Annotated in this window: 19 protein-coding genes; 8 read left to right on the forward strand and 11 right to left on the reverse strand. The window is 69.2% G+C overall.

Annotated features, from left to right (window positions below; all coding sequences use genetic code 11):
- Positions 1 to 252 precede the first annotated feature (252 nt).
- Positions 253 to 591, forward strand: a complete 339-nt coding sequence (locus AWC17_RS16125) for a hemophore-related protein (RefSeq protein WP_046184030.1) — start codon at positions 253 to 255, stop codon at positions 589 to 591.
- Positions 592 to 638: 47 nt separating this feature from the next.
- On the opposite strand, the gene AWC17_RS16130 is transcribed toward AWC17_RS16125, so the two are convergent.
- Genes AWC17_RS16130 through AWC17_RS16140 form a run of 3 tightly spaced genes read right to left on the reverse strand, consistent with a single transcriptional unit; the run spans position 639 to position 2,900 of the window.
- On the reverse strand, positions 639 to 1,100 hold the full coding sequence (locus tag AWC17_RS16130; protein WP_046184031.1) for a PH domain-containing protein: 462 nt from the start codon (positions 1,098 to 1,100) through the stop codon (positions 639 to 641).
- Positions 1,097 to 1,576, reverse strand: a complete 480-nt coding sequence (gene ribH, locus AWC17_RS16135) for a 6,7-dimethyl-8-ribityllumazine synthase (RefSeq protein WP_046184052.1) — start codon at positions 1,574 to 1,576, stop codon at positions 1,097 to 1,099. The genes AWC17_RS16130 and ribH overlap by 4 nt, the downstream gene beginning before the upstream one ends.
- A 46-nt stretch (positions 1,577 to 1,622) precedes the next feature.
- Positions 1,623 to 2,900, reverse strand: a complete 1,278-nt coding sequence (locus AWC17_RS16140; RefSeq protein ID WP_046184032.1) for a bifunctional 3,4-dihydroxy-2-butanone-4-phosphate synthase/GTP cyclohydrolase II — start codon at positions 2,898 to 2,900, stop codon at positions 1,623 to 1,625.
- Between the two features lie 192 nt (positions 2,901 to 3,092).
- Between AWC17_RS16140 and AWC17_RS16145 the strand changes: the two genes are divergently transcribed.
- A complete protein-coding gene (locus AWC17_RS16145) occupies positions 3,093 to 3,368 on the forward strand; it encodes a hypothetical protein (protein WP_231588580.1) in 276 nt (91 codons plus the stop codon).
- A 36-nt stretch (positions 3,369 to 3,404) separates the two neighbouring features.
- Here the strand turns inward: AWC17_RS16145 and AWC17_RS16150 are convergent, their stop codons facing one another.
- Complete coding sequence (locus AWC17_RS16150; RefSeq protein ID WP_085164853.1) at positions 3,405 to 4,007, reverse strand: riboflavin synthase; 603 nt, start codon at positions 4,005 to 4,007, stop codon at positions 3,405 to 3,407.
- Positions 4,008 to 4,136: 129 nt separating this feature from the next.
- Between AWC17_RS16150 and AWC17_RS16155 the strand changes: the two genes are divergently transcribed.
- Both AWC17_RS16155 and AWC17_RS16160 read left to right on the forward strand, forming a co-directional pair.
- The gene (locus tag AWC17_RS16155; protein WP_046184047.1) at positions 4,137 to 4,844 is read left to right on the forward strand and encodes an LppX_LprAFG lipoprotein; all 708 of its coding nucleotides are present in this window, start codon (positions 4,137 to 4,139) and stop codon (positions 4,842 to 4,844) included.
- Positions 4,841 to 6,397, forward strand: a complete 1,557-nt coding sequence (locus tag AWC17_RS16160; protein ID WP_046184048.1) for an MFS transporter — start codon at positions 4,841 to 4,843, stop codon at positions 6,395 to 6,397. Before AWC17_RS16155 ends, AWC17_RS16160 begins: the two co-directional genes overlap by 4 nt.
- A 6-nt stretch (positions 6,398 to 6,403) precedes the next feature.
- Here the strand turns inward: AWC17_RS16160 and ribD are convergent, their stop codons facing one another.
- From ribD to fmt, 4 genes are all read right to left on the reverse strand, one after another.
- The gene (gene ribD / locus AWC17_RS16165) at positions 6,404 to 7,426 is read right to left on the reverse strand and encodes a bifunctional diaminohydroxyphosphoribosylaminopyrimidine deaminase/5-amino-6-(5-phosphoribosylamino)uracil reductase RibD (protein WP_046184049.1); all 1,023 of its coding nucleotides are present in this window, start codon (positions 7,424 to 7,426) and stop codon (positions 6,404 to 6,406) included.
- Positions 7,423 to 8,112, reverse strand: a complete 690-nt coding sequence (gene rpe, locus AWC17_RS16170; RefSeq protein WP_046184050.1) for a ribulose-phosphate 3-epimerase — start codon at positions 8,110 to 8,112, stop codon at positions 7,423 to 7,425. Before rpe ends, ribD begins: the two co-directional genes overlap by 4 nt.
- A 145-nt stretch (positions 8,113 to 8,257) precedes the next feature.
- Positions 8,258 to 9,646, reverse strand: coding sequence for an RsmB/NOP family class I SAM-dependent RNA methyltransferase (locus AWC17_RS16175; protein WP_047323646.1), 1,389 nt, complete (start codon positions 9,644 to 9,646; stop codon positions 8,258 to 8,260).
- Complete coding sequence (gene fmt / locus AWC17_RS16180; protein WP_046186986.1) at positions 9,643 to 10,575, reverse strand: methionyl-tRNA formyltransferase; 933 nt, start codon at positions 10,573 to 10,575, stop codon at positions 9,643 to 9,645. Before fmt ends, AWC17_RS16175 begins: the two co-directional genes overlap by 4 nt.
- A 169-nt stretch (positions 10,576 to 10,744) precedes the next feature.
- Here fmt and AWC17_RS16185 point away from each other — a divergent pair, with 169 nt between their 5' ends.
- Entirely contained in the window at positions 10,745 to 11,557 is an 813-nt protein-coding gene (locus AWC17_RS16185) for a class I SAM-dependent methyltransferase (protein WP_046186984.1), read from the forward strand.
- On the opposite strand, the gene AWC17_RS16190 is transcribed toward AWC17_RS16185, so the two are convergent.
- The 3 genes from AWC17_RS16190 to AWC17_RS16200 form a co-directional block, all read right to left on the reverse strand.
- Positions 11,554 to 12,042 (reverse strand): MarR family winged helix-turn-helix transcriptional regulator, encoded by a 489-nt coding sequence (locus AWC17_RS16190; protein WP_046186985.1) that lies wholly within the window; start codon positions 12,040 to 12,042, stop codon positions 11,554 to 11,556. The two genes, AWC17_RS16185 and AWC17_RS16190, sit on opposite strands and share 4 nt — an antisense overlap.
- 128 nt (positions 12,043 to 12,170) lie before the next feature.
- On the reverse strand, positions 12,171 to 14,126 hold the full coding sequence (locus AWC17_RS16195; RefSeq protein ID WP_047323667.1) for a primosomal protein N': 1,956 nt from the start codon (positions 14,124 to 14,126) through the stop codon (positions 12,171 to 12,173).
- A 131-nt stretch (positions 14,127 to 14,257) separates the two neighbouring features.
- Positions 14,258 to 14,992 carry a lysoplasmalogenase gene (locus tag AWC17_RS16200; RefSeq protein ID WP_046187111.1) on the reverse strand — a complete coding sequence of 245 codons (735 nt, stop codon included), beginning with the start codon at positions 14,990 to 14,992 and terminating at the stop codon, positions 14,258 to 14,260.
- Here AWC17_RS16200 and AWC17_RS16205 point away from each other — a divergent pair.
- Genes AWC17_RS16205 through AWC17_RS16215 form a run of 3 tightly spaced genes read left to right on the forward strand, consistent with a single transcriptional unit; the run spans position 14,991 to position 18,451 of the window.
- On the forward strand, positions 14,991 to 15,983 hold the full coding sequence (locus AWC17_RS16205) for an alpha/beta hydrolase (protein WP_047323649.1): 993 nt from the start codon (positions 14,991 to 14,993) through the stop codon (positions 15,981 to 15,983). The genes AWC17_RS16200 and AWC17_RS16205 overlap by 2 nt on opposite strands.
- A gap of 4 nt (positions 15,984 to 15,987) precedes the next feature.
- The gene (locus tag AWC17_RS16210) at positions 15,988 to 16,953 is read left to right on the forward strand and encodes an alpha/beta hydrolase (RefSeq protein ID WP_047323650.1); all 966 of its coding nucleotides are present in this window, start codon (positions 15,988 to 15,990) and stop codon (positions 16,951 to 16,953) included.
- 10 nt (positions 16,954 to 16,963) lie between these two features.
- Positions 16,964 to 18,451, forward strand: a complete 1,488-nt coding sequence (locus AWC17_RS16215) for a flavin-containing monooxygenase (protein ID WP_046185998.1) — start codon at positions 16,964 to 16,966, stop codon at positions 18,449 to 18,451.
- The last annotated feature ends 4 nt before the right edge of the window (positions 18,452 to 18,455 follow it).

Here is an 18,455-nt window from a genome sequence, read left to right on the forward strand (position 1 = left end):
TTTGCTTTAGAAGCCTTGCCTAGCAACATATTTGGAGAATTCTAGGCCGCTAGTCCACTTAAGCAGATAAGCAGTACTTAGGTTCGATCATCGGGTGCGCTGCCGACCGGTCGCGGCTTTCACTTAAAGGGCCGGCGACCTGGGATTACCGCCACGCGTGGCTGGTGCGGACGGTTTGGACGGCTCCGGTTTCGGTTACCAAGGGTGTAGTTGGACGTACAGTGGTTGGTAATCAATGGAGGGAGTCCACAGATGTTCAAACGCTCGTTGACCAGACTCGCGATCGGGGTTGGCGGTCTGGCGTTGGCGTCGACCGCCGCGGCTGGGGTCGCATCCGCTGCCCCCGATTATGGCCCGATGATCAACACGACCTGCAGTTACGACCAGGCGATGCGGGCGGTGCACGCGGAGAATCCGATGGCCGCTCAGTACCTCGACCAGTCGCCGCCGAACCAGCAGTTCTTGCAGCAGTACCTGGCGTCGTCGCCGGATCAGCGGGTGAACCTGCTCCACGCCATCGAGCACAACCAGGGCGCGCAGCAGGCTTTGCCGATCTTCCAGCAGATGATGACCGACTGCACTAGGTACTGACCCCTCCGTCTGAAAAGGGCTGTCCGCGCTCGCGCGAACAGCCCTTTTCAGCGGGCATGCAGGTCGGGGCGATACCGCGCCAACAGCGACCGCACGGTGTCCATGGCGTCGACCGCGCGCTCCTTATCGACGGCCTGGATGGCCATCACGGGAATGTACTCGTCGTCGGGCAGATCGATGCGCGCCCAGCGGTTACCCACCGGGAATGAGACACCGGCAACGTCTGGCCACTCGATTAGTTTGTCGCCCAACAGGTTACGCACCGATATCCCGGCGGCCCCGATTCGCAGCCGGGGACGGGCGAACAGCAGCACCGCGCCGGCGAGGACCAGACCGAGCAGCGCCATCGCCACTTGGTCGCTGGTCTGAAAAACCACCCCGGTAGATCCGACTTTGAGCAGGAAGCCGATCGCGATGTGCACCGCGGCGATGGTGAACGCCGCGGCATAAACGAATATCGGAGTGCGGTGCGGACGCAACTGGACGTCCCATTCCTCGCGGTTAGTCACGACCGCGCGCGCAACTCACGCAGTGTCAGCGCCGCGGTCAGGGCCGCCCCGGCCGCCTGGGCGCCCTTGTCTTCGACCGATTCCGGAAGCCCGGCGCGATCGAGCGCCTGCTGCTCGGTGTTGGTCGTCAGCACCCCGTTGGCAACGGGCGTCGATGCGTCCAGCGCCACCCGGGTCAAGCCCTGGGTCACCGCATCGCAGACATACGTGAAATGGGGTGTCTCGCCCTGAATCACGACCCCCAGGGCGATGACCGCGTCGTGGTTGCGGGCAAGTTCCTGCGCCACCACCGGGATCTCGATCGCGCCAAGGACGCGGACCACTGTCGGGTTGTCGATGCCCGAGTCGGCTACGACCTTGCGGGCGCCGGCCAGCAGCGCTTCACAGATCTTGCTGTGCCAGGTGCTCGCCACGATGCCGAGCCGCAGACCGGACGCGTCGAGCGCCGGGATCTCCGGCTCCCCGCTACCGCTCAATTGCGCCACTCCTCAGCATCGCTACGCTCTGCATCGTCGTCGGCGGTCACAGAGCGCCGCCGAATTCGCCTGGCAGATGGACGGATTCGTGAAAGTCGTCGAGCCCGGCCAGGTCGTGGCCCATCTTGTCACGCTTGGTCATCAGGTACCTGATGTTCTCCGCGTTGGCGCGCACCGGCAGTGGCACCCGCTCGATGATGTGCAAGCCGTAGCCGTCCAGCCCGACCCGCTTGGCCGGGTTGTTGGTCAGCAGCCGCATCGAGCGGACCCCGAGGTCGACCAGGATCTGCGCTCCGATTCCGTAATCCCTTGCATCGGCGGGCAATCCGAGTTTGAGATTGGCGTCGACGGTGTCCTCGCCGGCGTCCTGCAGCTGGTAGGCCTGCAATTTGTGCATCAGGCCGATGCCGCGGCCCTCGTGGCCGCGCATGTACAGCACGATGCCGCGCCCCTCTCGCGCGACCATCGCCATCGCGGCGTCCAGTTGGGGCCCGCAATCGCAGCGACGGGAACCGAACACGTCACCGGTCAGGCACTCGGAGTGCACCCGGACCAACACGTCGTCGCCGTCGGCGTTGGGCCCGGCGATCTCGCCGCGAACCAGCGCGACGTGTTCGACGTCCTCATAGATGCTGGCGTAGCCGATGGCGCGAAACTCGCCATGCCGAGTCGGGATCCGGGCCTCGGCGATCCGCTCAATGTGCTTCTCGTGCTTGCGTCGCCACTCGATCAGGTCGGCGATGGTGATCAGCGCCAGGTCGTGCTCGTCGGCGAAGACCCGTAGCTCGTCGGTCTGCGCCATCGAGCCTTCATCCTTTTGGCTCACGATCTCGCAGATCGCGCCCGCGGGTTGCAACCCCGCCATCCGGGCCAGGTCCACGGCGGCCTCGGTGTGGCCGGGGCGGCGCAGCACGCCGCCGTCCTTGGCGCGCAAGGGAACTACGTGGCCGGGGCGAGTGAAATCGTCTGCGATGCTGGCGGGATCCGCCAGCAGGCGCATCGTGGTGGCCCGGTCGGATGCCGAGATCCCGGTGCCCACACCGTTTTTCGCGTCGACGGTGACGGTGTAGGCGGTCCCGTGCTTGTCCTGATTCACCGCGTACATGGGCAGCAGCCCCAGCCGGTCGCAGATCGCGCCGTCCAGCGGGACGCACAGGTACCCCGAGGTGTAGCGGACCATGAACGCCACCAGCTCCGGCGTCGCCTTCTCGGCGGCGAAGATCAGGTCGCCCTCGTTCTCGCGCTCCTCATCGTCGATGACGACCACGGCCTTACCGGCCGCGATGTCGGCAACCGCCCTCTCGACGGAGTCCAACCTCGTCATCGTCGCTACCTTGCTGTCTCAGGGGTCCGCAGAAAGAGCCCAAGTGTTGCATTCAGTATGAACCACCACGCGCCACGTCATTGCCGCGGCTTTCGCGACGGATCGGCACCCCGCCTGCGCGCCCTTGAGAACAAACGCGGATCGGCGGCGAAACCACTCCTGATCCGGTGCCCGCAATCTACGCTGAGCGGCATGAGAATCGCAGCGAGACTGGCGGTACCGGCCGTGACCTTGATGTTCGCGGCAGGATTTGCAGCGGGTATCGCCGGCCCGCAACGCGCGACGGCCGACGCGTGCGCCGACGTCGGCGGTCGGCATGTGAGCGTCGGTGGGTGCACCGATCCGGGGCGCTGGGGTAACTGGGTCCTTCCGGCGGGCGCGATGACGGTCCCGCCACCCGACGCACCACCGCCGTGCTACACCCCGTCCGGCGAGCCGTACTGGACGCCGCCGGGCGAGCCCTGCTGACCGAACCGGTAAGGGGCGCCCTTCCCCGAACGCGGCCTAGCGCGCGGTGAGCAACCGCTCGACGTATTTGGCGATCACGTCGACCTCGAGGTTCACCTGCGTCCCGACCGGGGCGCGACCCAAGGTGGTCAGCTCCCGGGTGGTGCGGATCAGCGAAACCTCGAACCAGTCACCCGGTCCGTTGCCAAGCCCGGAGACCGTCAACGAAATCCCGTCGACGGTGATCGACCCTTTTTCGACGACGTAGCGGGCCACCGCCGCGGGGATCTCGATCCGCACCACTTCCCAGTGCTCGGACGGCGCCCGGCTCACCACCTGGCCGGTCCCGTCCACGTGCCCCTGCACGATGTGCCCCCCGAGCCGGCTGTTGACCGCCGCGGCGCGTTCCAGATTGACCGGACTGCCGACCTGCAAGGCGCCCAGGTTGGACCGGTTGAGGGTTTCGGCCATCACGTCGGCGGTGAACTGGGCGTCGGGCAGCAATTCGGCGACGGTCAGGCAGACGCCGTTGACGGCGATCGAGTCGCCGTGCCCGGCGTCGGAGGTCACGACGGGTCCGCGGATGGTCAACCGTGCGGCGTCGGCGAGCACGTCACGGCCGGTCACCTCTCCGAGTTCCTCGACAATTCCGGTGAACATTCCATTAGGTTAATCGGCCGCCGAGAAGGCGCGGCCGCGCTGGTGAGGAGGCCAAAGCGTCAGTGCCGGGCGGACACCGCGGCCCTGCGTCTCCAAAGCCGGTCACCGGCACCCTCTACGATGCAAGTTATGCAGACCCGCCGCCGTCTATCGGCTGTCCTCGCATCCCTGACCCTCGCCACCGCCTTGATCGCCGGCTGTTCGTCGGGCTCAAAGCAGAGCGGCGCCCCACTACCCGACGCCACGACCTTGGTCAAACAGTCGGCCGACGCCACCAAGGCCGTCAAGAGCGTGCACCTGGTGCTGTCGATCCAAGGCAAGATCCAGGGGCTGCCCATCAAGACGCTGACCGGTGACCTCACCACGGCGCCGGCCACCGCCGCGTCGGGCAACGCCACCATCACCCTGGGTGGATCCGACATCGACGCCAACTTCGTCGTCGTCGACAGCATCCTGTACGCCACGCTGACGCCCAACAAGTGGAGCGACTTCGGCAAGGCGTCCGACATCTACGACGTGTCGGTGTTGTTGAACCCGGACACCGGGCTGGCCAACGCGCTGACGAACTTCACCAACGCCAAGGCCGAGGGTCGCGACATCATCAACGGTCAGAGCACGATCCGCGTCAGCGGGAACGTCTCGGCGGACGCGGTGAACAAGATCATGCCGCAGTTCAACGCGACGCAGCCGGTGCCGAGCACGGTGTGGATCCAGGAGACCGGTGACCACCAGCTGGTTCAGGCCAACATGCAAAAGAGTTCGGGCAATTCCGTCCAGGTCACCCTGTCCAATTGGGGTGAGAATGTTCAGGTCACAAAGCCCCCGGTGAGTTCATGAGTTCGCAGACCGGGCGCCGCGTCGCGATCAGCGCCGGCAGCCTGGCAGTGCTGCTGGGCGCGCTGGACGCCTATGTCGTCGTCACGATCATGCGCGACATCATGAGCGACGTTCACATCCCGATCAACCAGCTGCAGCGCATCACCTGGATCATCACGATGTACCTGCTGGGCTACATCGCCGCCATGCCGCTGCTGGGGCGGGCCTCCGACCGATTCGGCCGCAAGCTGGTGCTGCAGGTCAGCCTGACCCTGTTCATGGTCGGGTCGGTGGTAACCGCAATGGCCGGGCAGTGGGGCGATTTCCACCTGCTGATCGGCGGCCGCACCATCCAGGGTGTGGCCAGTGGCGCGCTGCTGCCGGTCACGCTCGCCCTGGGCGCCGACTTGTGGGCTCAGCGCAACCGCGCCGGCGTGCTGGGCGGCATCGGCGCAGCACAGGAGCTCGGAAGCGTGCTGGGCCCGCTGTACGGGATCTTCATCGTGTACTTGTTCCACGATTGGCGCTACGTGTTCTGGATCAACGTCCCGCTGACGTTGATCGCGATGGTGATGATTCAGTTCAGCCTGCCGTCGCACGAGCGCGTGGAGGAGCCCGAGAGGGTCGACCTGGTCGGTGGTGTGCTGCTCGCGGTCGCCCTGGGCCTTGCGGTGATTGGTCTATACAACCCGCAACCCGACGGCAAACAGATCCTGCCGAGCTACGGCCTGCCACTGGTCATCGGAGCGGTCGTGGTCGCGGTGCTGTTCATGCTCTGGGAACGGTTCTCGCGCACCCGGCTGATCGAGCCGGCGGGGGTGCACTTCCGCCCGTTCCTGGCCGCGCTGGGCGCATCGCTGGCCGCGGGTGCGGCGTTGATGGTGACCCTCGTCGACGTGGAGCTGTTCGGCCAGGGCGTGCTGCAGATGGACCAGACGCAGGCCGCCGGGTTGCTGCTGTGGTTCCTGATCGCGCTGCCGATCGGGGCGGTGCTGGGCGGGTGGATCGCCACCCGGGTCGGCGACCGCGTGATGACCTTCGTCGGGCTGCTGATCGCGGCCTACGGCTACTGGCTGATCCACTACTGGCGCCAGGACGTGTTGAGCCAGAAGCACGACATTTTCGGGGTGTTCAGCGTCCCGGTGTTGCATGCCGACCTTTTGGTGGCCGGGGTGGGCCTCGGCTTGGTGATCGGGCCGCTGACCTCCGCGGCGCTGCGGGTGGTTCCGTCCGCCCAGCACGGCATCGCCTCGGCGGCCGTGGTGGTGGCCCGGATGACGGGCATGCTCATCGGTGTGGCCGCGCTGAGCGCGTGGGGTCTCTACCGGTTCAACCAGATCGTCGCGGGGTTGACGGCCGCGATACCTCCCAACGCGTCCCTGTTGGAGCGGATCGCCGCCCAGGGGACGATGTACCTCAAGGCGTTCGCCATGATGTACGGCGACATCTTCAGCGCCACTGTGGTCATCTGCATCGTGGGCGCGCTGCTGGGCCTGTTGATCGGTGGCCGCAAGGAGCACGCCGAGGAAACGGAAATCCCCGAGCCGCAGACGATCTCATTAGGTGAGCGCTAGGCGCGATTAGTCGCCGCGCGGCACCAGGCTGAGCACCAGATCCGGCCCGACGCGGTCGACTCCGTCGAAATGCCAGCGCAACGCCCGCGCGATGGTGGGCACCCCGACGTCGTCGACCGCGGAGATCGGGCCCCCCAGCAGCATCGGCGCGACGTAAACCAGGATCCGGTTGACCGCGCCCGCCCGCAGGAAGGCGCCGGCGAGGGTGGGACCGCCTTCCAGCAGGACGTCGGTGCGATCCGAAAGCGCCTTGATCACCTCCATGGGGTCGTGCGTGCGAATCACCATGGTCCGCGAATCGTCGTTGAGAACCTTTGCCTCCGGCGGCATTTCGCGCATGCCGACCACCACGCGCAGCGGTTGCCGGCCGGTTAGCGACCCGTCGGGCAACCGGGCGGTCAGCACCGGATCGTCGGCCAGTACCGTGCCGGTGCCGACCACGATCGCGTCGGCGGCCACCCGGCGGCGATGCAGGTCCAGCCGCGACGCCTCGCTGGAAATCCATTGGCTGGTGCCATCGGCGGCCGCGCTGCGGCCATCGACGCTGCTGGCGTATTTCCAGGTCACGTGTGGCAGCCCGGTCCGCTGCTTGTGCAGCCACTCCCGCAGCGGGCCGCCCGCCACTTCGTCGGCCAGCACCCCGGACGTCACCTGCACGCCGGCCTCCGTCAGCCGGGCGGCGCCACCGGCGGCGGCCGGGTTGGGGTCGGCGACGCCGTAAACCACCGCCCCCACTTTCGCTTCCAGCAGGGCGTTCACGCACGGCGGGGTCTTGCCGTAGTGGTTGCACGGCTCCAGGGTGACGACCGCGGTCCCGCCGACCGCCAGATCACCGGCCCGCCGCAACGCCAACACCTCGGCGTGGTCGCCACCGGCGGGTTCGGTGCCGCCGACGCCGACGACCGCGCCGCCGGCGTCCAGGATGACCGCGCCCACCGGCGGGTTCGGATAGGTGGTGCCCTTGACCTGGTTGGACTGCTCGATCGCCAGGCGCATCGCCGCGTCGAGGCCGTCGACGGGCTGATTCATCGGCGCAGGTGCGGTGACGCGGCGGCGGCCTGCCTCCGCAGCGCCTCTACCGCGGCCTCCGGGTCCTCCGCGCCGTAAACGGCCGACCCGGCGACGAAGCAGTCGACGCCGGCCTCGGCGGCCCGCTCGATGGTGTCATCGTTGATGCCGCCGTCGATTTCAACCAGGATCGTCAGCTCTCCCGCATCGATCAGCTTGCGCGCGGTGCGGACCTTGCTCAGCACCTCGGGGATGAAGCTCTGGCCCCCGAAGCCCGGCTCCACCGACATGATGAGCAGGGTGTCGAACTGCGGCAGGATTTCCAGGTACGGCTCGAGCGGGGTTCCCGGCTTGACGCTGATGCCCGCCCGAGCGCCGGCGGCGCGGATGTCGCGCGCCACCCCGACCGGGTTGTCGGTGGCCTCGGCGTGGAAGGTGACGTTGTAGGCGCCCGCCTCGGCGTAGCCGGGCGCCCAACGGTCGGGGTCCTCGATCATCAGATGGCAGTCCATCGGGATGGTCGTGGTGGCCAGCAGGCTTTCGACCACCGGGAGGCCGATGGTCAGGTTCGGCACGAAGTGGTTGTCCATCACGTCGACGTGCAGCCAGTCGGCGCCCACCACCGCGGCCGCTTCATCGGCCAGCCGCGCGAAATCGGCGGACAGAATGGACGGCGCGATCAGCGGCCTACCGGTGTTGCCAGGCATGTGCGCCAGACTACTGAGCGTCGCGAGCCGGTTCACGGTAGGCGGCGCGGCGCGGCGGCGGCTTGGTCCGTTGAGTCGCCGCCCCCGCTACTCCGCTTCGCGGCGCAACGCGGCGGCGGCTTGGTCCGTTGAGTCGCCGCCCCCGCTACTCCGCTTCGCGGCGCAGCGCGGCGGCGAACATAGCGTCGGTGCCGTGTCGGTGCGGCCAGAGCTGGACGTGGGGCCCATCCCCCAGCCCGGTGACGGGCGCGAACAGCGGCCGGGTGTCCAACGCGCACACCGGGTGCCGGCGCAGCGCATCGGCGACCACCCCAACTGTTTCGGCGAGGTGGGGCGAACAGGTCGCGTAGAGCACCACACCGCCCGGCCGGGTCAGCGCGATCGCGGCGCCCAGCAGCTCGCGCTGCAGCTTGGTGAGCGCCGGCACGTCGGCCGGCTGCCGCCGCCACCGCGCCTCGGGCCGGCGCCGTAACGCGCCCAGCCCGGTGCAGGGCACGTCCACGAGCACCCGGTCGAAGCTCGGCTGGAGGCCGGTCTGCCTCCCGTCGACCCGCAGCACGTCGACCGGGAGCCCGCGGGTGTTCTCGGCCACCATGTCGGCGCGGCGCGGGTTGGGCTCCACCGCCGTGACGCGGGCCCCGGATCCGGCGCCCAGCGCGGCCAGCAACGCGGTCTTGCCGCCCGGTCCGGCGCACAGATCCAGCCACCGCCCGGTGTCGTCCTCGACCGGCGCCAGCGTCAGCGCCCGCGCCACCAGCTGGCTGCCCTCGTCCTGGACCAGCGCGGCGCCATCGCGCACCGGCGCCAGCAACCCGGGATCGCCGCCCGGCAGGTACACCGCGTAGGGCGAATACCGGCCGACCGTGCCACCGACGGCATCGGCCAGCTCCGCCGCGGTCAGCGCCCCGGGGCGGGCCGCCAGGTGCACCTGCGGCCGTTCGTCGTCGCTGGCCAGCACCGCGTCGAGCTCGCCGGCGGCCACCCCCAGCGCGTCGGTGAAGGCCTGCGCAATCCAGCGCGGGTGCGCGTGCACGAAGGCGGCATGCCCGACTGGATCCCGCGACCGGTCGGGCGCCAGCTCCGCGACCCAGGACTTCTCGTCTCGGGCGGCGATGGTGCGCAGCACACCATTGACGAAACCCGCTCGGGCCGAATCGAATTCGATCCCGGCCTGTTCGACTGTGGTGGACACCGCGGCGTACGTGTCGACCCGGGTGCGCAGCAACTGGTAGGTGCCGAGCCGCAGCAGGTCGAGCAGCACCGGGTCGATGGTGTCCGGCGCGCGTCTCGCGGCCGCGGCGATGACCGCGTCGAGCAGGCCCCGGGTGCGGCAGGTGCCGTAGGTCAGCTCGGTGGCGAACGCGGCGTCGCGGCCGCTGATCCCGCGTTCGCGCAGCAGCGCGGGCAGGGCCAGGTTCGCGTAGGCATCGCGCTCGCTGACCGCCCGCAGCACGTCGAACGCGGCGGCCCGCGCCGGGTCGAGCGGGCGGCGCCGTTTGCCGCGTCCGCGGTCCGGCGGTCGGGGCGGGCTCATGTCGCCCGCGCCGCGGAGTCGAGTCGCGCGCCCCGGGCCCAGTCGACGGCATTCATGAGCTTCTTTCCGGGCGGCTGTATTTGGCCCAGCCGCACGGCTTGCGAACCGGTGCCGATCCACACGTTCTTGCGGTCGACGTAGATTGCACCGGGCGCCAACGATTCCGGGGCGCCCGCATCGATGTGCACGGGCCCGAGCTTGATACGCAGGTCGCCGATCAGCGTCCAGGCACCCGGGTTGGGGGTGACCGAGCGGATCCGGCGCTCGACGACGAGCGCCGGCAGGTCCCAGCGCACCCGGGCTTGCTCGACGGTGATTTTCGGCGCGATGCTGACCCCGTCCGTGGGTTGCGGCCGGGGCGTCAACGTTCGATCGGCGATGCCGTCCAGTGTGGTCGACAGCAGCGCCGCACCCGAAACGGCCAGTCGCTCAAGCAGTTCGCCCGCGGTGTCGGCCGGCCGGATCGTCTCGGTGACGAATCCGTAGATGGGGCCGGAGTCCAGACTGGGTTCGATCTGGAACGTCGTCGCCCCGGTGATGGTGTCCCCGGCCGCGATCGCCGCCTGCACCGGCGCCGCCCCGCGCCAGGCGGGCAGCAGCGAGAAGTGCAGGTTGATCCACCCGTGCGGGGGCACGCCGAGCAGGCCGTCGCGCAGCAACGCGCCGTAGGCCACGACCGCGCAGCAGTCCGGTGCCAACTCCGACAGTTCGGCGACGAACTCGTCCGAGTTCGGCCGCGCCGGTCGCAGCAGCGGGATGCCACGATCGAGCGCTTCCCGGGCCACCGGCGAGGGCTGCGGCTTGCCGTGCCGGCCGACGGCGGCGTCGGGCCGGGTCAGCACGGCGATCACCTCGTGACGGGGCGAGTCGATGAGGCGACGCAGCGCGGGCAGCGCGGGTTCGGGGGTGCCGGCGAAGACGAGACGCACCGGCACAGTCTAGAAAGCCACGGCTGCCGCCCCGCCTAAAGTTGCGCACGTGTATTATTTCAAATGCATACTATTGATTGGGGTCATTATCTGGCGATGTGACCGCACTGCCGCGCTAGGGACAACGAGGTCGAGTGGGCAGCCCTTTCCTTATCTTGAAGGAGGTCTGATGACTCTCGAGACCACGATCAGCGACACCGCTCCCCATCGAGCGGTATGGGCGCTCGGTGATTACGCCCTGATGGCCGAGGAAGTGATGGCCCCGCTGGGCCCGATCCTGGTCAAGGCCACCGGCATCGGACCCGGCGTGCGGGTGCTCGACGTCGCGGCCGGCTCGGGCAACATCTCGCTTCCGGCCGCCGCGGCGGGCGCCGCCGTGGTTTCCAGCGACCTCACCCCCGAGCTGTTGCAGCGGTCGCAGGCGCGGGCCGCGGCACAGGGCCTGACGATCGACTATCGGGAAGCCAACGCACACGCGCTGCCCTTCGGCAACGGCGAGTTCGACGTCGTCATCTCCGCGATCGGCGTGCAGTTCGCACCGGACCAACAGCGGGCAGCCGACGAACTGGTCCGGGTCTGCCGGCCGGGCGGGACGATCGGCGTGATCAGCTGGACACCGGACGGGTTCTTCGGCCGGATGCTTGCCACCATCCGGCCCTACCGGCCCAGCCTGTCGCAGGCGGTACCGCCGGCCGCGCTGTGGGGGCGGGAGGGCTATGTCACCGCACTACTCGGCGACCGCGTCGGCCGGATGACCGGGGTGCGGGGAATGCTGGGGGTGAACCGGTTCGACAGCGCCGAAGCGGTACACACCTATTTCAAGAATCACTACGGCCCGACGATCGAGGCCTACGCGAACATCGGCCACAACCGCGTGCTGACCGCCGAGCTCGACGCCCAACTCGTCGAACTCGCACAGCAATACCTCGCCGACGGCACCATGAGCTGGGAGTACCTGCTGGTCACCGCCGAGAAGCGCTAAATATCGATGTCGGCGTCAAGGTGCACGTCCGGCTCACCGCCGGCGGCGGTGAACGCGGTCAGGGCGCGCACCAGACCGTGGCGCTCCGGCGGTGGCATCTTCTCCACGATGGCCGCGATTTCGCTGCGCCGGTACGAGGTGACCTGACGGACGACCTCCCGCCCCCGCTTCGTCAGCGCGGCCAACAGCTCGCGCCGTGACGTCGGGTGCGGTAGGCGGTCGATCAGCCCGGCCGCGACCAGTCGATCGACCATCCGCCCGGTGGCGGATGGTTGCACTCCGAGCAGACCGGCCAGCGTGGCCAGATTGACCGGGCCGCGATTGGACAGGATCACCAGCGTCCGGAATTGGGGAATCGTGATGGTCTCGTCCACCTGCCCGATTGAGCGCGCCGAGACGGCAACCAGCAAGCGGGAAGCCGTCAGCAAAGCGTCGGTGATCACATCCAGCGACTCGTCCGCCGTCGTCGCGTTGTCCGCTGCCATGTCGGCCCTTCTCCGGATTGTCTCCGGCCTATCGGCGGCTAAAGAACAGGAAGTGTAACAACCTTCCAATGTCGTAGTCAGGCATTATTTCCGACGCATACTATCCCCTCGGGCAGGATTTGGCGAGGTCACCCGATGTGCAGCGGATCGATCTGTACCCGGACCGGCTCGTGGGCCTGGCGGGCCGACAGCACGCTCACGCCGCGACGCAGCGCCGCGGCCAGCGCCAGACCCTGTTCCCGGCGCGCGCGCACCAGCATCCTCGTCACCGGCACGCCGGCCGGCGTTCCCGCCGGGCGGCGCACGCCCGCCGGCAAATCCACCGGTCCCAGCACGTCGGCCCCGTCCGGGAGCCCGGCCTCGTCGAGCAACGCCGCCACCGCCTCGGCGGCGCCATCCAGGGCCGCCATGTGCACGCTGGGCGGCAGGCCCAATTCGGTTCGAGCCGCCAAGTCGGCCTCGGCGTGTCCCACGGGATCCCAACGGATCAGCGATTGCACTGTGGGAATTGATGATTCGGCCACCGCCAGCACCACCCCGCCTTCGCCGCGGGAACGCACCAGCGCCGCGGCGGTCATCCAGCGCCACAGCGCGTCCTCGGCGGCGCGCAGGTCCTGCCGGCCCAGCAGCGCCCAGGTATCCAACAGCAACGCCGCCCCGTAGCCACCCGACGCGGTGGGTTCCGCCCCCGGGGTGGCCACCACGAGGGCCGGGCCGGCGGCGACCTCCGGCACGACGCCGTCGCCCGACGAGGTGACCACCGCAGTACCGGGAAACGCGCGGCCGAGCTCCTCGGCGGTGCGGCGTGCCCCGACGACCACGGCGCGCACCGCGTCCGACCCACAACGCGCGCACCGCCGCGTCGGGTCGGTCCGCCCGCACCACCGGCAGACCAGCGCCTGGCCGCCCTCCTGCAACGACTCGGCTAGTGAGAGGGGTCCCGTGCAGTGCCGGCACCGGGCGATGGTGCGGCAGCGCGCGCAGGCCAGCGACGGGACGTACCCGCGCCGCGGCACCTGCACCAGCACCGGCGCCCCGGCCTGCAGCGACGAGCGGGCGGCGCGCAGCGCGATGGACGGGATGCGCGCGGTGTGCGCGGCCGGATCGCGTTCGTCGGCGTAGCCCGTGTCGTCGAGGGCGACCACCCGCGGCGTGCGGGCGCGCACCACCGCCCGGGCCGCGACGATGTCGTGCGCCCATCCGCTGTGCACCAACGCCTGCGCTTCGGCGGTGCGCGCGTAGCCCCCGATCAGCGCCGCACACCGCGCCTGATGCGCTCGGAGCATCGCCACCTCGCGGGCATGCGGGTACGGCGCCCGCGGCTCGGCCAGGGAATCGTCGGCGTCGGCCCACACCATGACGAGGCCCAGGTCGCTCAGCGGCGCGAAAACCGCACTGCGCGTACCGATCACCAGCCGTGCCTGACCCCGCAGCGCCGCGAGCCACCGCCGGTAGCGGGCGGCGGGTCCCAGCCCGGCCGAAAGCGCGACCACTCCGTTCTCGTCGATCCGCGCGGTCGTGGCCTGCCACAGCGTGTCCAGGTCGCGCTGGTCGGGCACGATTGCCAGCACCGCCCGATCGGCGCGGATGGTTTGCGCGGCGGCCTCGGCGAATCGGTCCGCCCACGACTCCCCCGGCAGTGCCTGCCAGACGGCCCGCGCGGCCCGAGACTCGGCCAGGGCGTCCAGGAACTGGGCGCCCCGGCCGTACACCTCCCACGCCGACGGATCGACGGGCGCGGGCACCGGCAGCCGGTGGGCCGTCGTCGCTTCCCGCTCCACCCGGGCGTGCCGGGCCGGCACGGCCAGGCGCAGCACGTCCGGCCGGGTCCCGGCGTAGCGGGCCGCCACCGCGTCGACCAACCGGCGAATCTCGGGGGTCAGTACCGGTTCGGGCGACACGACACGGTCCAGCCAACCGAGCTTGCCCTGGTGGTCGGTGTCGTTGCGGCGCTCCAGCACGAACGCGTCGACCAACCGGCCGTGAAAACGCACCCGCACCCGCACCCCCGGGTGGGCGTCGTCCGACTGCTCGGCCGACACCAGATAGTCGAACTCGCGGTCCAGGTGCGGCACCGAGAGCATCGGCAGCACCCGGGCGATGGGTTCGACCTGAACGGGTGTCCGCGCGGCGCTGGTCACGGCATCCTCATGCGACGAAATACGTTGCCGCTCAACGCCTTTACCGTCCGGATGCGAACGGCGACCACCGACGGTCAGCTTTCGGCCGGTTCTGGGGTACCGGCGTCGACCGGTGCCTCACGTCCGAAGAAGAATCCGGCCGTCATCAGGATCAGCGCCGCGGCGTACGACCACCAGATCGGCACCGCCAGGGCCTCGTTGCCCAGAATGAAGCGGCCGATGGCGATCAGCGAATCGGACGCCGCGAAACATACCGCCCCCACCGCCGTCCAGATCGTCGGCAGCTGCGCCACCATCGCGGCGCACACCATCGCGGTCAGCACGAGGATGTAAGCAGTCACCGGAAGTGCCAGCTTGTCCAGGTGCGGCCAGAACCAGGCCAACAGCGCGACGGTGGCCAGGCACATGGCGACCACGGCGGCAATGCGCAGCTTTGACGGGCGCCTCGCCGCCAGGGGCAGGAGCGCGCCCAGGAAACACAAGTGCGCCAACAGAAATGCGGCCAGGCCCACGACGAAGGACTGCGTCCACCACGGGATCGCCAGCGCCCAGTCGCCGATGGCGGACAGCAGCAGCGCCGGCATCAGCGACCGCCGCTCGCGGACGATGGCGTGGCCCACCGCGGCGGCGGTCAGCAACAACGCCATCGAAGCCTTGAACAGCGGCTGCAGCACCCAGTGCCCGGTCAGCTCGGTCCCGGGCGGCGAACCCAACGCCAGCACCGTCAGGTAGACGCCGTAGCCGAGGGCCGCCCAGCCGGCCACCACCCAGCCGGCGGCCACCAAACGAGGTGCGTACGGTACCTCCATGCCAAGCTTGGATAACACAGCCGACGAAAAGCCCGCTATCGACCCCATCCTGCAGAAGGTACTGGATGCGGTTCCCTTCCGGCTATCCACCGATGACGGCGTCGATGCGGCGCGGCAGCGATTCCGCGACCTGCCCCGCCGGCCACTGCATCCCGAGCTGCGCGTCGAGGACCGGGCCATCCCCGGTCCGGCGGGGTCGATCGACGTGCGGATCTATTGGCCCCCAATCGATTCCGATACGAGCACCGGGAGCGCCGCGCCACCCGTCGTGCTGTACTTCCACGGCGGTGGCTTCGTCGTGGGCGACCTCGACAGCTACGACGGCACGGCTCGCCAGCACGCGGTCGGCGCCGACGCCATCGTGGTGTCCGTCGACTACCGGTTGGCGCCGGAGCACCCCTACCCCGCCGCCATCGAAGACGCTTGGGCAGCAACGCTTTGGGTCGCCGAGCACGCCGCCGAGCTGGGCGGTGACCCGAACCGGATGGCCGTGGCCGGGGATTCGGCCGGCGGAACCATTTCCGCCGCGATGGCACAGCGGGCGCGCGACGACGGCGCACCGCTCATCGCGTTCCAGCTGTTGTGGTACCCCTCCACGATGTGGGACGCCTCGCTGCCGTCCTTCACCGAAAACGCCGGCGCACCGATCCTCGACGCCAGGGCCGTCGCGCAGTTCTCGCGTTGGTACGCGGGCGAAGTCGACTTGTCCGCCCCGCCGCCGGGTATGGCGCCGGGCAGGGCCAAAGACGTGTCCAACCTGCCGCCCGCCTACATCGCCGTCGCGGGTTACGACCCGCTGCGCGACGACGGCATCCGGTACGGCGAACTGCTGGCCGACGCCGGCGTGACCGTCGAGGTGCACAACGCCGAGACGCTGGTGCACGGCTACCTCGGTTACAGCGGTGCGGTGCCCGCGGCCACCGCCGCGATGGAGCGCGGGCTGACGGCCCTGCGAACCGGGCTGCGCGGGAGAATCCGGAGCGTACGGTGAATCCATGACGGAGCCCACCTTCGCCCGGCCGGAGATCGATCCGACGTTCAAGGCGTTACTCGACGCCTTCCCGATGACCTTCAGCGCCGCCGACGGCGTGGAGGTCGCGCGCTCGCGGCTGCGGCTGCTGCAGGTGCCGCCCGAAATGCTGCCGGACCTGCGGATCGAGGACCGCACGATCGGTCACGGCGAACACGCCGACATTCCGGTGCGCATCTACTGGCCGCCCCTGGAGCCAGAGGAAGCGCTGCCCGTCGTCGTCTTCTACCACGGCGGCGGGTTCTGCCTCGGCGGCCTGGACACCCACGACCCCCTCGCCCGCGCGCACGCCGTCGGCGCCGAGGCCATCGTGGTGTCCGTCGACTACCGGCTGGCCCCCGAGCATCCGTTCCCGGCCGGGGTCAACGACTCCTGGGCGGCGTTGCAGTGGGTCGCCGAGCACGCCGCCGAGCTGGGCGGTGACCCGACCCGGATCGCCGTCGCCGGTGACTCGGCCGGCGGCAACCTGGCCGCCGTGATGGCGCACCTGGCCGATGCGGACGCCGGGCCCGACCTCAGCTTCCAGCTGTTGTGGTACCCGGTCGTCACCGCCGATCTGTCGCTGCCGTCGTTCACCGAGAACGCCAACGCGCCCATCCTGGACCGGGACGTGATCGACGCCTTCCTGTCCTGGTACCTGCCCGACATCGACATCAGCGACCCCACGGCGCTGCCCGTCACCCTCGCCCCGGCGAACGCGACGGACCTTTCCGGGTTGCCGCCCGCCTACATCGCCACCGCGGAACATGATCCGCTGCGCGACGACGGGGCGCGCTACGCCGAGCTGCTGGACGCCGCCGGTGTGCCCGCGGAATTGAGCAACGAGCCCAACCTGGTGCACGGCTACGCCAGCTTCGCCCTGGTGATACCCGCGGCCAGTGATGCCACCGACCGGGGGCTGGCCGCGCTGAAGAAGGCACTGCACGCCTAGGCGGGCACCGATGAGCAGCAGTACTCCCGACTACCACACGCTGATCGTGGGCGCCGGCTTCTCCGGGATCGGCGCCGCCATCAAGCTCGACAACGCCGGACTGTCCAACTATCTCGTCGTCGAGGCCGGCGACGGGGTCGGCGGGACATGGCACTGGAACACCTATCCCGGTATCGCCGTGGACATCCCGTCGTTCTCCTACCAGTTCTCCTTCGAGCAGAGCCCGGACTGGTCGCGAACGTACGCGCGGGGCCGCGAGCTCAAGGCGTACGCCGAACATTGCGTCGACAAATACGGCATCCGATCGCGAATCCGGTTGAACACCAAGGTGCAATCCGCCGAATTCGACGACGAGCAATGCCTGTGGCGGGTGCAGACCGACCCCGGCGGAACGGTCACCGCCCGGTTCCTGATCAGCGCCTGCGGCGTCCTCACCGTCCCCAACCTGCCCGACATCGACGGCGTGGACACCTTCGGCGGCGTCACGATGCATACGGCGCGCTGGGATCACGAGCAGGACCTGAGCGGCAAACGCGTCGCAATCATCGGCACCGGCGCCTCGGCCGTCCAAGTCATTCCCGAAATCGCGCCGATCGTCAAGCAGCTCACGGTTTTTCAGCGCACGCCGATCTGGTGCTTTCCCAAGCTCGACGTCGCGTTGCCCGCCCCGGCCCGCTGGGCGATGCGCATTCCCGGCGGCAAGATCATGCAGCGGCTACTCAGCCAGGCCTTCGTCGAAGTCACCTTCCCCATCTCCGCGCACTACTTCACGGTCGTGCCGCTGGCCAAACGGATGGAGTCGGCGGGGCTGGCCTATCTGCGCAAGCAGGTGCACGACCCGGCGGTGCGCGAACAACTCACCCCGCGTTACGCGGTCGGCTGCAAACGCCCCGGTTTTCACAACGAGTATCTGGCCACGTTCAACCGCGACAACGTGCGGCTGGTCACCGAACCGATCGACAAGGTCACGCCCACGGCGGTGGCCACTACCGACGGCGAAAGCCATGAAGTCGACGTGCTCATACTGGCTACCGGCTTCAAAGTGATGGACCCCGACGATATCCCGACGTTTGCGGTCACCGGTAGCGGTGGCAAGTCGCTGAGCCGGTTCTGGGACGAGCACCGGCTGCAGGCCTACGAGGGGGTCAGCGTTCCCGATTTCCCCAACCTGTTCACGGTGTTCGGCCCGTACGGCTATGTCGGCTCTTCGTATTTCGCGCTCATCGAGACGCAGACCCACCACATCGTGCGGTGCCTGAAACGGGCCCAGCGTGACGGCGCGACGCGCGTCGAGGTCACCGAGGAAGCCAACGACCGGTACTTCGCCGAGATGATGCGCCGACGGCATCGACAGATCTTCTGGCAGGACAGTTGCCGGCTGGCCAACAGTTACTACTTCGACAAGAACGGCGATGTGCCGCTGCGCCCCACCACCACGGTGGAGGCGTACTGGCGCAGCCGGCGGTTCGACCTCGACGACTACCGGTTCACCGGTTAGACGC

Source organism: Mycobacterium nebraskense, assembly GCF_002102255.1.
Lineage (GTDB): Bacteria > Actinomycetota > Actinomycetes > Mycobacteriales > Mycobacteriaceae > Mycobacterium > Mycobacterium nebraskense.